Consider the following 14,995-nt stretch of genomic DNA (forward strand, 5'->3'; position numbering starts at 1 on the left):
ACAACCTGTTCTGCATATGTGCTTGTGCGAAAAGCGCGAAAGCCTTACGCATAAGGCATGAGCAACGATGTGATTCCTGACGAAGGTGGCCGTATCCTCAGCGAACCGATGGGCGAGGCCCTGTCGCGGCGCTATCTGGCCTATGCGCTGTCCACCATCATGCACCGGGCCCTGCCGGACGTGCGCGACGGCCTGAAGCCGGTGCACCGGCGCGTTTTGTACGCCATGCACAATATGCGGCTGAACCCGCAGGCGGCGGCGCGCAAATCGGCCAAGGTCGTCGGGGAAGTCATGGGTAACTTCCACCCGCACGGCGATCAGTCGATCTACGACGCGCTGGTGCGTATGGCGCAATGGTTCGCTCAGCGCTACCCCATGGTCGATGGACAGGGCAATTTCGGCAATATCGACGGCGATAGTGCCGCCGCCATGCGTTACACCGAATGCAAGATGACGACGGCGGCCATGCTGCTGCTGGACGGCATCGACGAGAATGCCGTCGATTTCCGCCCGACCTATGACGGTCAGGATGAGGAGCCGGTTGTGCTGCCGGCGGCGTTTCCGAACCTGCTGGCCAATGGGGCGACGGGCATTGCTGTGGGTATGGCGACTTCCATCCCGCCGCACAATGTGGCCGAGCTGATCGACGCCTGTAAGCTGCTGATCGCCGAGCCCAACACCGACACCAACGGCCTGATGGCCATTATTCCGGGACCCGACTTCCCGACCGGCGGCATCTGCGTCGAACGCCGCGAAGCGATTTATGAGGCCTATGAGACGGGCCGCGGCAGCGTGCGGGTGCGCGCCCGCTATGAGGTCGAGGATCTGGGCCGCGGGGCGTGGCGTATCCTCGTTTCTGAAATCCCGTATCAGGTGCAAAAGTCGCGCCTGATCGAGCAACTGGCCGACCTGATCGAAGCGAAGAAGGCCCCGCTGCTGGGCGATGTGCGCGACGAATCCGACGAAGAGGTGCGCCTGATCCTTGAGCCTAAGACGCGCAATATCGACCCCGAAGTGCTGATGGAAAGCCTGTTCAAGATCTCCGATCTGGAAACGCGCTTTGCCTTCAACATGAACGTGCTGGACAAGACCGGTACGCCGCGCGTCATGGGTTTGAAGACTATCCTGACCTCCTTCCTTGACCACCGCCGCGAAGTGCTGATCCGGCAGTCGCAATGGCGTCTGGACAAGATCGAGAAGCGTCTGCACGTCCTCGACGGCCTGATGATCGCCTTCCTCAATCTGGATGAGGTGATCCGCATTATCCGCGAGGACGAGACGCCGAAGCAGACCCTGATGGCGCGTTTCGAGCTGACCGAGGTTCAGGTCGATTACATCCTTGATACGCGGCTGCGGCAACTGGCGCGGCTGGAAGAAATGGCCATCAAGGGCGAGCACGACAAGCTGTCGAAGGAACGCGATGGGCTGTTGTCTCTGCTGGGCTCCGAAAAGAAGCAGTGGAAGCGCATCGACGAGCAGTTGACCGAGGTGCGCAAGCAGCTTCTGTCGGCGCGCCGCACCACCTTTGCCGAAGCGCCGCAAGGCGTCGAGGTGGCAGCCATCGAGTCCTATCTGCCCAAGGAGGCCCTGACCGTCATCCTGTCGGAACGCGGCTGGATCCGCGCCACCAAGGGTCGCGTCGATGATCCGTCAGAACTGAAGTTCAAGGAAGGCGACAATCTCGGCTTCCTGGTGCCCGGCTATAACACCGACAAGTTGCTGATCATGACCTCGGACGGGCGCTTCTTTACGCTCGGCTGCGACAAGCTGCCGTCCGGGCGCGGGCATGGCGAACCGCTCCAGCTGATGCTGGAAATGGAAGAAAACACCCGCATCGTCAATGTCTTCATGTTCACGCCGGGGGCCAAGCGCCTGATGGTGTCGAAGAACGGCTATGGCTTCGTGATGAACGAAGAGGACGCCGTCGGTAACAAGAAGGCCGGCAAGTCGGTGCTCAATGCCGATGGCACCGAAGCCTTTGTGGCTTTGCCGGTGACGGGTGACCACGTCGTCATTCTGGGCGAAAACAACAAGGTGCTGATCTATCCTGTCTCAGAACTGCCGGAAATGGCGCGTGGCAAGGGCGTAAAGCTGCAAGGCTATAAGGACGGCGGCGTCAAGGACATCGCTATCTTCGATCAGGCCGGGCCGGTGCAGTGGTACGACGGATCGGGCAAGGCGCGCGACTTCAAGGACTGGAAAGACTTTGTGGGTAAGCGCGCCAGCGTCGGCAAGATGGCCCCGCGCGGCCTGCGCAAGCTGCGACCGGCGTAAGACTTTAAAGAACCACAGATTACACAGATTGAGACGCGCCCCGGCGCGTCTCTTTTTTTGTTAGAGCGCTTGCCGAAAAGTGTGACGCACTTTTGGCTTCGCCGAACTTCGTTTCGGATAAAAAAGCGCGTTAAAGCAAAAAAATTTAGAGCCATTCGGCGGCTCAACTGAGCCGACGAATGCTATAGAGCCGGGTAGGCAGCCCGGACTGTCTGGTTTTACGGGCACGGTGTGTGGTGGAAACCCTCGATAGTCACCGCGCACGTCATCTGTGAAATCTGTATAATCTGTGGTTCCCTCTTTCTGCCCACTAAAAACGTCCATTCACGCAAACGATTTTCCACTTGCGCCCTTATGCGCCTTTCGGTGCATATGCCGCATGCGTAAGATTTTTGGCTTTCACGATACCTCGGAAACCCTTAGTGCCATGCTGACCCATACGGTGGGGCGCATTGAGGGCAAGCACACAACACTACGGGAACTGATCGAAATGATGGGAGAGCAGGGTCTGCTGCTGCTCTGCGTGCTGCTGTGTCTGCCGTTTCTGATCCCCGTGTCGGTGCCGGGTATTTCCATCCCGTTCAGCGCCGCTATCATCCTCATTGCCGTGGCTATTCTTTTCAACCGCCTGCCGTGGCTGCCGGAAAAGATACTGGACCGTGAGATCGAGACGGCGAAGCTGGTGCCGGTGCTGCAACGCGGGGTTGGCGTGGTGTCGAAGATCGACCGCTTCGTCAAGCCACGCCTGCTGAGGCTGACGAGCGGCGCGGTGTCGAACCGCGTCAATGCGCTGGTCCTGATATATGCGGCGGTGATCATGATGCTGCCGCTGGGGATTATTCCATTTTCCAACACCCTGCCGGCGGTGGCGATTCTGCTGACGGCGGTCGGCATGATACAGCGCGATGGCCTGTTTGTGCTGCTGGGGCAGGTGTTTGCGCTGGCCGCCACGCTTTATGTCGGCGGCATTGTTTATGGCGCTTTTGCCGCCGGGCGCGGACTGAACTCAGTCTTCAGTTAAATCCGGATCAATTTCGGTCCAGCCGAAATCGGTCAGCGCCTCCAGCGGCCGGTAGCGCGCCTTATAGTCCATCTTGGGCGACCCCTTCACCCAGTAGCCGAGATAGACATAGGCATAGCCGGCGCGCTGCGCCTGATCGATGTGGTCCAGAATGACGAAGCGGCCCAGCGAGCGGTTCATCAGGTCCGGATCGTAGAAGCTATAGACCAGCGACAGGCCGTCATTGAGCGCATCGACCAGTACGCAGCCGATCAGTTGCCCTTCCAGCCGGTATTCGATGATGTGGGTGCGCACCAGCGTGTCTTCGACCATCGCCACCAGATCGGGCCAGGTCATGTCCATCATGCCGCCGTCGGGGTGGCGGGCTTTCAGGTATTTTTGCAGCAGATCATACTGTTCGCGCGTCGCTTCGGCCTCACGGAAATGCCGCGTCAGCCCCGCATTGCGTTTCAGGATGCGCTTGTCCGTCCGATTGTGCTGATAGCCGTGGACGGGGATGCGCACCGACTGACAGGCGCGACAGGCCGGGCAGGCCGGGCGGTAGGCGATGTTCTGGGAGCGACGAAACCCTATGGCCGAGAGCTGATCATTGACATTGATGGCTTCGAGGGGGGGCAGGTGCACAAACACCTTGCGTTCCTCCTGACCATCCAGATACGGGCATGGGCCAGGGATGGTCAGATAGTATCTGAGCTTTCGTCCCGGAAAATGCTCGCTCATGGGTGATGCCTGACAATCCTGTTAGCCCATCAGACCCCATTTTTCCGTCAAAGAGAAGGGTTTTCTGGGAGAACGGGGGCTTCGCGCAGCAAAATAATCGCAATGCGGCGGTTGCCGGCCAGAGTCGGGTCGTCCGGATACAGAGGTTCCTTCGCCGCCTTGCCTGAAACCTGCGCCACACGGTCCTGATCGACACCTGCGCCCTGCAATACCTGGCGCGAGGCATCGGCGCGATCGGCCGACAGTTTCCAGTCCTTATCCGACTGTCCCATGCCGGGGGTGCCGGTCGTGTGCCCGGTGATCGATATGCGGTTCGGCAACTGATTGACCACCTTGGCCACGGCGCGCAGCAACAGGCGCGCACGTTCATTGGGCTGGGTGGAGTTGGCGTTGAACATGGCGCGGCCCTCCTGATCGATCAACTGGATGCGCAGGCCTTCCGGCGTCTGATCGACAAGGATGTTTTTCGACAGTTCGGCCAGTTCGGGCATGTCCTGAAGCGCCTGCCGCAGCGATTCGGCGGCCGAGCGGAACGAAGCCTCCTCGCGTTTTTGCAACTCTTCGCGCAGTTCCTCTTCCGGAGTCTGCGACAGGTCGGCGGCATTTTTGGCGGTGCCGTCACGGTCCTGCACGTCCGGGGCTTCGGGGGCCATATGCTCGATAAAGGCCATCGAGCCTTCCTGCTTGACGCCGTCGCGGCCAATCGCGGTGCCGGCCAGAATGCCACCTGAGCCCGAAGTCGTCTGAGACACGCTGGCCGGGGCAAAATAGTCGGCAACGCCCTTTTTCTGTTCGGGGGAGGTGGTGTTGATCAGCCACATCAGCAGGAAGAAGGCCATCATGGCGGTCACGAAGTCGGCATAGGCGACCTTCCACGCGCCGCCGTGGTGTCCGCCGCCGACGACCTTCTTGACTTTCTTGATGACAACGGGGGCGTCGCGACTGGCCATACGAACTCCGGAAGTTCATCAATCTATCGGTCATTAATCTTAACAGGCGGTTGAAGCCGCCAGCGGTTTTCAGGCAGTTTCAGCGATTGACCCCCGCAGGCTTTTGGGGTCAAAGGAGGGGATTGTCTCTTGCCATGAGGTTCCATTGAGCGACCCTGATCGTCTGGCCTATCGTCACGCGCTGGGCACCTTTGCCACCGGCGTGGCTGTCGTCACCATTCCTGTGGTGGACCGCGAAGGCCACCCATGTGTCATGGGGCTGACCATCAATTCGTTCGCCTCTGTGTCGCTGGAGCCGAAGCTGATTCTGTGGTCGCTGGACCTCAAATCCGAGCGCTATGCCCTGTTTGCCGAAGCGCAGAGTTTTGGCATCAATATCCTGAGCGCGGCGCAACGCGATCTGTCCGACCGCTTTTTCCGTGAAAATCCTTATTGCCGCGAAGCCGACGACCTGTCGTTTGCTGACGAGCCGCTGCGCCTGAAAGCGGGGCTGGCGTGGCTGAAATGCCGTCAGTATCAGACGCAGGTGCTGGGGGATCATCTGGTTATCGTCGGAGAGGTCGAAGCCTTCGATCAGTCCGAAACCCATTTTGGTGAACACGGCCTGACCTATTTCCGTGGCCGCTATGGCCAGACCCACCCTTTACCGGTTTGAGGCATTCCATGCGTATCGTATTTGCAGGTCTGGGCGTCATGGGCGCCCCCATGGCCGGTCATCTGTTGAAGGCCGGTTTCGAGGTCGTGGGTTTTAACCGCTCGATAGATAAGGCGATGGCCTGGGGCGAGGCGCACCGCGCCGCCTTTGCCACCGACTTTGAAGAGGCCGTGGAAAATGCTGAGGTGCTGGTCCTGTGTGTCGGGCGCGATGACGATGTGCGCGATCTGGTGACGCGCGCCGCAGGACGCATGGCGGTGGGCAGTTTGATTATCGACCACACGACGACTTCGGCACGACTGGCGCGTGAGCTTTCGGTCCTATGTATCAGTAAAGGATTGCATTTTGCCGATGCGCCGGTGTCTGGTGGGCAGGCGGGGGCCGTCAATGGCGCCTTATCGGTAATGGTCGGCTGCGAAGAGTCGCAACTGGCCCGCGTGCGCGCGGTGACGCTGCCCTATACCAAGTCGCTGACCCGGATCGGCGAAGCCGGTGCGGGCCAGACGGCCAAGATGTGCAACCAGATTGCCATTGCCGGTGCGGTGCAGGGCATTGCCGAGGCGCTGCACTTTGCCAAATGCGCCGATATTGACCCGGAACTGGTGTTTCAGGCCATCTCACAGGGCGCGGCCGGGTCGTGGCAGATGTCGAACCGCTGGGCGACCATGGCCGAGGGCAGGTACGATTTCGGCTTTGCCGTGGACTGGATGCGCAAGGATCTGGGGATTGCCCTGGACGAAGCCCGCTCAAACGGCGCGCACTTAAGCGTCGCCGCACTGGTCGATCAGTTCTATTCCGAAGTGCAGGCCATGGGCGGCCAGCGCTGGGACACCTCATCGCTGCACGCGCGTCTGGAGGCACGGCGGAAGTCTTGATTACGGGGTGTGGGGTCTGCGACCCCACATCTTCCTACCCCTTTAGCTTCTCCGCCGCGTATTTGGCGAAATAGGTCAGCACCCCCGACGCCCCGGCGCGTTTAAAGGCCAGCAGCGTCTCGAACACGCCCTTGTCGTGGTCCATGAAACCGGCATTGACCGCCGCCTTGATCATCGCGTATTCGCCCGACACCTGATAGACGAAGGTCGGCACGCGGAAGGTTTCCGATACGCGCTGCACGATGTCGAGATAGGGCAGACCGGGCTTTATCATCACCATATCGGCGCCTTCCTGAAGGTCCATGGCGACTTCGCGCAGGGCCTCGTCGGTATTGGCGCTGTCCATCTGATAGGTCTTCTTGTCGCCTTTCAGCGCCGAGGTGCCGACCGCGTCGCGGAACGGGCCATAGAAGGCCGAGGCGTATTTGGCGGCATAGGACAGGATCAGCTTATCGGTCAGGCCTTGTGCCTCCAGCGCCTTGCGAATCTCGCCGATTCGCCCGTCCATCATGTCCGAGGGGGCGAGCACATCGGCCCCGGCTTCGGCCTGCACCAGCGCCTGCCGGGTGAGAATTTCGATGGTTTTTTCGTTGTGAATCCTGCCGTCGCTGAGGATGCCGTCGTGGCCGTGCGAGGTGAAGGGATCGAGCGCCACATCGACGATCAGGCCTATCTCCGGCACGGCCGATTTGATGGCACGGCAGGTGCGGGCGATCAGGCCGTCGGGGTCATAGGCCGCCGTCGCGTCATCATTGCGCAGCGACGGATCGATATTGGGAAACAGGGCCAAAGCCGGTATGCCCAGCGCGTGGGCTTCCTTCGCTTCCTTGACGGCTTCGGCAATGCTCAGTCGGTCAACGCCTTCCAGCGAGCGGATGGGGTCACGCGCTACGTCCTTGTCGTGCACGAAGATCGGCCAGATCAGGTCCGAAACGCTGAGGTGGTGTTCGGCCACCAGATCACGCACCCAGCCCGACTGACGCAGACGGCGCGGGCGGGCCAGAGGGTAGGCACCGACGAGAGGGGAGAAGGTCATGGAAGCACCCCGTTCAAACGCATCGCTCACCGCGGCGCGCAATTACCAGTTCAACGGGGCAGGGGCTTACGCCGTTCTGAAGCGTTTGCCAATCGGCTTGTTATGATTGAGTTTGAGGACGCCATTCACCGAGGCGGCGAGAATCCACACCGTGGCCATAAAGGTCAGAAGCGCCGAAATCACATAGCCCGAAGAGACACCGAGTATGGTCGAAACTGGGATGCTGGAAATGTCGAGATCGCTGAGGTCGAGATCGATTCGTCGCCAGTCGGAGATGTCGTATTGCGACCAGATGAGGTTGGCGAGCGTCCAGGTCAGCACGACGGTACAGATAACCGCGATAAAGGTCGCCATGCCCCATAGTGCAAAAATTGCCCAGAAGTGTTTGATCTGATAGCGAAAATGCGTCTGAACGTAAGAGGTGCAGTCTTTTTTGCGCAGATAGGCCAGCGCCGCACCGATCAGGGCCGTAATACCCAGCGAAAACGGGCTGACGAACAACAGGCCATACACGACATAGGCCAGATTACGCTCGTCCTCTTCGCAGGCGGCGGCACTGGATTGACCGGTAAAGGCAGTATCGGCGACGGCTTTGGAAGACGAAGCGTTCATGACCGGACCTTTGCTGACGGTTGTTAGCGCACCCCAAGGAGACCCTATATTTGCAAAAAATTCATTATAATGCAAACACAGTTCGATTGTGCCGATACGCGGGCTGGGAAGAGGTGCGTCATTATGCACCAGCGTCAGGGGCAGATTTGATGCGCCACGGGCCGAAACCTATGGCATATTGATACTGGCCACGGGCGGAACAACCCACTATACCGGCTATGGTCAAACAGGGCGTTGAGACCCTGACAACAACCCACCGAGGGCCCGGTTTCTTTTGCGGAGACGGGGTTGAGATAAGTACATGGATTACAACGCCGCATTCGAGGCCGCCATTGACGCCGTCCGCAAGGAAGGTCGTTACCGTGTTTTTGCCAATCTGAAGCGTCATCGCGGTGCCTTCCCGCGCGCCACCTGGCAGCGCGAGGACGGGAGCGAGCGCGACGTCACGGTCTGGTGTTCCAATGACTATCTCGGTCAGGGGCAGAACCCGGTGGTGATTGAGGCTATGCACCGCGCCATCGACGAAGCCGGTTCGGGCTCGGGTGGTACGCGCAATATCTCCGGTACAACCTGGTATCATAACGAGCTTGAGGCCGAACTGGCCGATCTGCACCACAAAGAGGCCGCTCTGGTCTTCTCGTCGGGCTATGTCGCCAACGAAGCGACCCTGACGACCCTCTACAAGATTTTGCCGGGCCTGATCATCTTTTCGGATGCGTTGAACCACGCCTCGATGATTGCGGGCATCCGCAATGGCGGCGGGGCGCGTCACGTCTTCCGTCACAACGATCTGGCGCACCTCGAAGAACTGCTGGCAGCGGCGCCGGTCAATGCGCCCAAGCTCATCGCTTTTGAGTCGGTCTATTCGATGGATGGCGATATTGCCGACATCGCCGGGACCATCGCTCTGGCCAAAAAATACAACGCCCTGACCTATATCGACGAAGTGCACGCCGTGGGCCTCTACGGGGAGCGCGGGGCCGGAGTGGCTGAGCGCGACGGCGTGATGGATCAGATTGACATTATCGAAGGCACGCTCGGTAAGGCCTTCGGCATGATGGGCGGCTATATCGCCGGTAAGGCCGCCATGTGCGACGCCATCCGCCTGTGGGCCTCGGGCTTCATCTTCACCACCTCGCTGCCCCCGGCGGTGATGGCGGGTGCGGCGGCCAGCGTGCGCTGGCTGAAAGCGCACAATGAGCGCCGCATCGCCCATCAGGAACGCGCTCAGACCCTGATGCGTCGCTTCCGTGAACTGGGTATCCCGGTTTTGCCGTCGGTCAGCCACATCGTGCCGGTGCTGGTCGGTAATCCGGTCCATTGCAAGATGATTTCGGACATGCTGCTCAACGATTTCAACATCTATGTGCAGCCGATCAACTACCCGACCGTGCCCAAGGGCACCGAGCGCCTGCGTTTCACGCCGTCGCCGGACCATGACGACGACATGATGGACGAACTGGTCAAGGCGATGGATAAGCTGTGGAGCCACTGCAATGTGGCCCGTATGCCGGCGGTGGCCTGACGTCTTGGCAGATCAGGGGTTTGGGAGTATCCTGAATCCATGAATGCTGTGTCCAAAATTGCGATCTCTGATCTGACGGTTGAGGAACGCCTCGAGCTGATCGAGGCGTTGTGGGATAGTCTTGAGGACGACACGGATTTGTCTCCGGCTCAAATGGAAAAACGTGATCGTCATCTGGCGGTGATCGACGGCCCTGTGCCCCCGTCCCATCTGGCTGAATTAGAACGTCGCATGGAAACCTTTGAGCAAGACAAAGCGGATTCCGTGCCTTGGGACGTTTTCCGAGAGCAACTCGCAAATAAATACGGCTTTTGACGAATGCACGACATCCGCATCGGGCCTGCCGCGCAAGCTGATGTCGATGCCGTGTGCAGATGGTATGAGAGCGAACGTCCGGAGGTTGTGCGGCTCTGGCTTGAGGCGTTTGATTGGGCGCTGAAAAGTGTAAGAAAACATCCGCAGCGGTACGTTTTGATTGCCGAGAATATTCGACGCATTAAATTGCGGCGGCATTCGTACACGTTGTACTACCGCTTTAGCGAAAATGAGATTGAAGTTCTGGGCATTTTTCATGATCGGCAAAGCCCCGATCGCTGGCAAAGCCGTTTCAGGGAGTAACCCATGTCCGAATTTCTCCTCGAACTTCAGCGCAACGGGGCCTATCTGAAGGTTACGGCGGTCGATCCGGTGTCGGGTGAGGAAGTCTCGACACTGGGGCCCGCCACGGACCCGGAAGCAGTCAAACGGCTGGCGGTGCAGAAGCTGAAAAACCGCCTCGAAGCGCTCAAGCCGCAACCTTTGAACCGCGGACGTGGCGGCATTATTTGCTAAACCCCAGGATCAGACGTTTTCGCTTGGATTCGCTGTCTCAAAGGTTTAACAGACGCGCAATTTCGGACGATGCGCTATATATAGTGCCGACCTTCCTCCAGACGACAGGATAAAGCTCGTGAACGCTCCCGCTTCCTTCATCCCGCAAGGCTATTTCAACAGCGACCTGGCCCATGCCGACCCGGCCGTTCTGGCGGCGATCAAGGGCGAACTGACCCGTCAGCAGGATCAGATCGAGCTGATCGCTTCGGAAAACATCGTCTCCAAGGCCGTGCTGGAGGCGCAGGGCTCGGTCCTGACCAACAAATACGCCGAAGGCTATCCGGGCCGCCGCTATTATGGCGGGTGCGAATATGCCGACGAAGTCGAAAAGCTGGCCATCGAGCGCGCCAAGCAACTGTTTAACTGCGCTTTTGCCAATGTGCAGCCGCATTCTGGGGCCAATGCCAATCAGGCGGTCTTCTTCTCGCTGCTGCAACCGGGCGACACCTATATGGGTATGGATCTGGCTTGTGGCGGTCACCTGACGCACGGTTCGCCCGCCAACCAGTCGGGCAAGTGGTTCAAGGTCGTCCCCTATGGCGTGCGCGAAGACAACCACCTGATCGACTATGATAAGGTCGAAGCGCTGGCCAAGGAACATCAGCCGAAGCTGATCATCGCCGGGGCCTCCAACTACAGCCGCCACATCGACTTTGCCCGCTTCCGTCAGATCGCCGACAGCGTCGGGGCCTATCTGTTTGTCGATATGGCCCACTATGCCGGTCTGGTCGCCGGCGGCGTCTATCCGGACCCGCTGCCGCACGCCCACGTCGTCACCACCACCACGCACAAGACCCTGCGCGGTCCGCGCGGCGGCCTGATCCTCTCCAATGACGAAGCGCTGGGCAAAAAGATCAATTCGGCGGTCTTCCCCGGCCTTCAGGGCGGCCCGCTGATGCACGTTATCGCCGCCAAGGCCGTGGCCTTTGGTGAGGCGCTGCAACCGGAATTCAAGGCCTATGCGGCGCAGGTCGTGGCCAATGCCCGCGTGCTGGCCGAAACCCTGATGGCGCGCGGTCTGGGCGTCGTCTCCGGCGGCACCGACAGCCACGTGATGTCGGTCGATCTGCGCCCCAAGGGCCAGACCGGCAAGGCGACCGAGCACGCGCTGGAAGAGGCCTTCATCACCTGCAACAAGAACGGCATCCCGTTCGATCCGCAACCCTTCACCATCACCTCCGGTGTGCGTCTGGGCACCCCGGCAGGCACGACCCGCGGCTTCCGCGAGGAAGAGTTCCGCCTGATCGGCAACCTGATCGCTGATGTGGTCGATGGCATGGCCTCGAACTCCGGCGCGCCGGATGAGGCCGTGACGGCGAAGGTGCGCGCGCAGGTCAAGACCCTGACCCAGCGCTTCCCGATCTACGGCTAAGGTGCGGTCATGCGCTGCCCCTTCTGCGGAAACCCGGAAACCCAGGTCAAGGACTCCCGTCCCTCCGAGGATGGGGCAGCCATTCGTCGTCGCCGCTCGTGCAGCGAATGCGGCGGGCGATTCACCACCTTTGAGCGGGTGCAGTTGCGCGAACTGATTATTGTCAAACGTTCGGGCCGCCGCACGCCGTTTGACCGTGAAAAGCTGGAACGCTCGATTTCGCTTGCAACACGCAAGCGACAGATCGACCCGGAGCGCATTGACCGCATGGTGTCGGGCATTGTGCGTCAGCTCGAAAGCCTGGGCGAGACCGAAATCGGCTCTGAAGTGGTCGGCGAACTGATCATGAAGGCCCTGCGCTCGCTCGATTCCGTGGCCTATGTGCGCTATGCCTCGGTCTATCGGGACTTTCAGGAAACCTCTGATTTCGCGAAATTTCTGGGGGCGGAGGGCTTTGACAGCGAGGGTATAGACGTCCCGCTGACGCCCGCTCCGGCCGGCAATCCCGACCCCAAGGACCCGTCGCCCATCCGTCAGGGGCTGGGCGAGCAGGACCTCTCTGCCACCGATGATGCGTGAAGCCGGGGCATTATGATCCGTCCGTTCGTCACGCTCAAACTGGCCACCACCCTCGACGGGCGCATCGCCACCCATACGGGCGAAAGCCGCTGGATCACCGGTGAGCCCGCCCGCCGCGCCGTGCACGAACTGCGGGCCTCGCATGATGCTGTGCTGGTCGGCATCGAAACCGTCCTGAAAGACGATCCCGAACTGACCGTGCGTTTGCAGGGCTATGAGGGCTATCAGCCGGCGCGAGTCGTTCTGGATTCGCGCGGGCGCATCCCGCTGCACTCCAAGCTGGTGCAGACGGCACGCGTCATCCCGACCTATGTGGTGACGACGCACGACCTCAATCCTGAGCTGGTCTCGCTGGGGGTGCGGCCATTGAAGGTCGCTTCACGGCATCAGCGCGTGGACCTGATCGCGGCGCTGGAAGCACTGAATGCCGCCGGGATCGACCGCCTGTTTGTCGAAGGCGGCGGGCAGATCGCCACGGCCTTTGTCAAGCTGGGTGCGGTGGACCGACTGGAATGGTTCCGCGCGCCCACTATATTGGGCGGTGACGGTCGCGCCGTGATCGGTTTTCTCGACATTGCGGACATCAACCGGGTGATCCGTTTCACCCGCGTGGGCGTTCAAGCGGTAGGCGACGATTTGTGGGAAAGCTACGAGTTGGAGTAGCGCCGTCTCCGTTTGACGGAGAGAGGCAAGTAAGGACGCAGTATGTTTACAGGCATCATCACCGATAAAGGCACCCTGACCGCCATTGACCGCCACGAGGGCGGGGCGCGCTTTGAGGTGCAGACTGCCTATGACCTTTCGACCGTCGATATCGGGGCCTCGATCGCTCATTCCGGCTGCTGCCTGACCGTGGTGGAAAAGCGTGGTGACCGCTACACGCTGGATTTGTCGAACGAGACTCTGGCCGTTACCACGCTCGATAACTGGCGCGTTGGCGACCGCGTGAACCTGGAGCGGGCGCTGAAGGTCGGCGACGAACTGGGCGGTCATATCGTGTCGGGTCACGTGGATGGGGTGGGGGAACTGATCAGCCTCACCGAAGACGGTGACGCCTATCGTCTGAAGGTGCGTGTGCCGCGCCCGCTGCACCGCTATATCGCGCACAAGGGTTCGATAGCGCTGGATGGTATCTCGCTCACGGTCAATGGGGTCGAAGACGATGTGTTCGGCGTGGCCATCATTCCGCACACCTGGACGCACACCACCCTCAGTGACCGCAGGGTGGGCGACAAGTTAAACCTTGAGATCGACCTGATGGCACGCTATGCCGCGCGCTGGCGCGAGACAGTCTAAACTCCGCGCACCCTGTTCCTACGCTCCTGTGAGGGGGCGTACTCGTAAGAGATAGCCATGACCTTCAACCGTATCGCCACCGACCTCAATCCGGTCAGCTCCGAAAGCCCCATCTCGACCATCGAGGATATTCTGGAGGACGCCCGCAATGGCCGCCCCTATATCCTTGTCGATGCCGAGGACCGCGAAAACGAGGGCGACATCTGCATCCCGGCTCAGATGGCGACGCCGGACGTGGTCAACTTCATGGCGCGCTTCGGGCGCGGCCTGATCTGTCTGGCCATTACAGGCGAGCGTTCGCGTCAGTTGCGCCTGCCGCCGATGGCCGCTGAAAACGGCGCACGCAACGGCACGGCCTTTACGGTGGCGATTGAGGCCAAGGACGGCATCACTACCGGCATTTCGGCCCACGACCGCGCCCGTACCATCGCTGTGGCCATCGACCAGACCAAGGGCTATGACGATATCGTCAGTCCCGGTCACGTCTTCCCGCTGGTGGCGCGGGATGGCGGTGTGCTGGTGCGCGCCGGTCATACCGAGGCCGTGGTCGATATTTCGCGCATGGCGGGCCTCTATCCGGCGGGCGTCATCTGTGAGGTGATGAACGACGACGGGACGATGGCGCGCCTGCCCGACCTGATCAAATTCGCCCAGACACACGGCCTGAAGATCGGCACCATTGCCGACCTGATTGCCTATCGCCGGCGCACCGAACGCTTCGTTGATCGCGTGCTGGAAAAGCCGTTTGAAAGCCAGTGGGGCGGTCCGTTCCGCCTGTTTGTCTATCGCAACCGCCTCGATCAGAGCGAACATATCGCGCTGGTCAAGCATCAGCCGGTGCCGAACAAGGCGACCCTGGTGCGGATGCATCAACTCGATGTGGCCGCGGACGTGCTGGGGGCCTCGGACGGTCGCGCCGGTCTGGTCGAACAGGCGATGAAGGCGTTGGCGGCCTATGACGGCCCGGCGGTGATGGTCATGCTGCGCGACCTCGACCCCAAGGTGATCTCCAACCGCTTTTCTGCTGATGAAGCGGGCGCGCCTCAGCCGCGCGGCCTTCGCGATTATGGCGTCGGGGCGCAGATTTTGCTCGATCTGGGGGTGCGCGACATGATCGCCCTGTCGGACTCCAAGCCGAAGCCCGCGGCACTGGAAGGTTACGGGCTTCAGATCATCGACTGGAAACCTCTCAGCTAAACGCACCCTG

Annotated in this window: 16 protein-coding genes and 1 pseudogene; 13 read left to right on the top strand and 4 right to left on the bottom strand. The window is 60.6% G+C overall.

Going from position 1 to position 14,995, the window contains the following annotated elements:
- Positions 1 to 57: 57 nt before the first annotated feature.
- Both parC and Q0072_RS17440 read left to right on the top strand, forming a co-directional pair.
- A complete protein-coding gene (gene parC / locus Q0072_RS17435) occupies positions 58 to 2,274 on the top strand; it encodes a DNA topoisomerase IV subunit A (protein WP_298332831.1) in 2,217 nt (738 codons plus the stop codon).
- Positions 2,275 to 2,653: 379 nt separating this feature from the next.
- Complete coding sequence (locus tag Q0072_RS17440; RefSeq protein ID WP_298332833.1) at positions 2,654 to 3,295, top strand: exopolysaccharide biosynthesis protein; 642 nt, start codon at positions 2,654 to 2,656, stop codon at positions 3,293 to 3,295.
- Here the strand turns inward: Q0072_RS17440 and Q0072_RS17445 are convergent.
- Positions 3,281 to 4,015 (bottom strand): arginyltransferase, encoded by a 735-nt coding sequence (locus Q0072_RS17445; protein WP_298332835.1) that lies wholly within the window; start codon positions 4,013 to 4,015, stop codon positions 3,281 to 3,283. The genes Q0072_RS17440 and Q0072_RS17445 overlap by 15 nt on opposite strands.
- A 47-nt stretch (positions 4,016 to 4,062) precedes the next feature.
- Positions 4,063 to 4,965 carry a flagellar motor protein MotB gene (locus Q0072_RS17450; RefSeq protein ID WP_013480413.1) on the bottom strand — a complete coding sequence of 301 codons (903 nt, stop codon included), beginning with the start codon at positions 4,963 to 4,965 and terminating at the stop codon, positions 4,063 to 4,065.
- A gap of 145 nt (positions 4,966 to 5,110) precedes the next feature.
- Between Q0072_RS17450 and Q0072_RS17455 the strand changes: the two genes are divergently transcribed.
- Together Q0072_RS17455 and Q0072_RS17460 are read left to right on the top strand one after the other, a co-directional pair.
- A complete protein-coding gene (locus Q0072_RS17455) occupies positions 5,111 to 5,620 on the top strand; it encodes a flavin reductase family protein (protein ID WP_298332840.1) in 510 nt (169 codons plus the stop codon).
- An 8-nt stretch (positions 5,621 to 5,628) separates the two neighbouring features.
- Positions 5,629 to 6,495 carry an NAD(P)-dependent oxidoreductase gene (locus Q0072_RS17460; protein ID WP_298332842.1) on the top strand — a complete coding sequence of 289 codons (867 nt, stop codon included), beginning with the start codon at positions 5,629 to 5,631 and terminating at the stop codon, positions 6,493 to 6,495.
- Positions 6,496 to 6,529: 34 nt separating this feature from the next.
- Here the strand turns inward: Q0072_RS17460 and hemB are convergent, their stop codons facing one another.
- The gene (hemB, locus tag Q0072_RS17465; protein WP_298332843.1) at positions 6,530 to 7,531 is read right to left on the bottom strand and encodes a porphobilinogen synthase; all 1,002 of its coding nucleotides are present in this window, start codon (positions 7,529 to 7,531) and stop codon (positions 6,530 to 6,532) included.
- A gap of 66 nt (positions 7,532 to 7,597) precedes the next feature.
- Positions 7,598 to 8,143: a hypothetical protein gene (locus Q0072_RS17470; RefSeq protein ID WP_298332845.1), complete on the bottom strand. Its 546-nt coding sequence runs from the start codon at positions 8,141 to 8,143 to the stop codon at positions 7,598 to 7,600.
- Positions 8,144 to 8,444: 301 nt separating this feature from the next.
- Between Q0072_RS17470 and hemA the strand changes: the two genes are divergently transcribed.
- From hemA to ribB, 9 genes and pseudogenes are all read left to right on the top strand, one after another.
- Entirely contained in the window at positions 8,445 to 9,668 is a 1,224-nt protein-coding gene (gene hemA / locus Q0072_RS17475) for a 5-aminolevulinate synthase (protein ID WP_013480408.1), read from the top strand.
- Between the two features lie 39 nt (positions 9,669 to 9,707).
- Positions 9,708 to 9,983 carry an addiction module protein gene (locus tag Q0072_RS17480; RefSeq protein ID WP_298332847.1) on the top strand — a complete coding sequence of 92 codons (276 nt, stop codon included), beginning with the start codon at positions 9,708 to 9,710 and terminating at the stop codon, positions 9,981 to 9,983.
- A 3-nt stretch (positions 9,984 to 9,986) separates the two neighbouring features.
- Entirely contained in the window at positions 9,987 to 10,286 is a 300-nt protein-coding gene (locus tag Q0072_RS17485) for a type II toxin-antitoxin system RelE/ParE family toxin (protein WP_298332848.1), read from the top strand.
- Between the two features lie 3 nt (positions 10,287 to 10,289).
- Complete coding sequence (locus Q0072_RS17490; protein ID WP_013480405.1) at positions 10,290 to 10,499, top strand: hypothetical protein; 210 nt, start codon at positions 10,290 to 10,292, stop codon at positions 10,497 to 10,499.
- Between the two features lie 118 nt (positions 10,500 to 10,617).
- Positions 10,618 to 11,913, top strand: a complete 1,296-nt coding sequence (glyA, locus tag Q0072_RS17495) for a serine hydroxymethyltransferase (protein WP_298332849.1) — start codon at positions 10,618 to 10,620, stop codon at positions 11,911 to 11,913.
- Positions 11,914 to 11,922: 9 nt separating this feature from the next.
- A pseudogene (gene nrdR, locus Q0072_RS17500) lies at positions 11,923 to 12,396 on the top strand (transcriptional regulator NrdR); the annotation flags it as partial.
- A gap of 108 nt (positions 12,397 to 12,504) precedes the next feature.
- Positions 12,505 to 13,155 (top strand): RibD family protein, encoded by a 651-nt coding sequence (locus Q0072_RS17505; protein WP_290798335.1) that lies wholly within the window; start codon positions 12,505 to 12,507, stop codon positions 13,153 to 13,155.
- A 42-nt stretch (positions 13,156 to 13,197) separates the two neighbouring features.
- On the top strand, positions 13,198 to 13,788 hold the full coding sequence (locus tag Q0072_RS17510; RefSeq protein ID WP_298332850.1) for a riboflavin synthase: 591 nt from the start codon (positions 13,198 to 13,200) through the stop codon (positions 13,786 to 13,788).
- Positions 13,789 to 13,845: 57 nt separating this feature from the next.
- The gene (gene ribB, locus Q0072_RS17515) at positions 13,846 to 14,985 is read left to right on the top strand and encodes a 3,4-dihydroxy-2-butanone-4-phosphate synthase (RefSeq protein ID WP_298332851.1); all 1,140 of its coding nucleotides are present in this window, start codon (positions 13,846 to 13,848) and stop codon (positions 14,983 to 14,985) included.
- The last annotated feature ends 10 nt before the right edge of the window (positions 14,986 to 14,995 follow it).

It is taken from the genome of Asticcacaulis sp., from assembly GCF_027484505.1.
Lineage (GTDB): Bacteria > Pseudomonadota > Alphaproteobacteria > Caulobacterales > Caulobacteraceae > Asticcacaulis.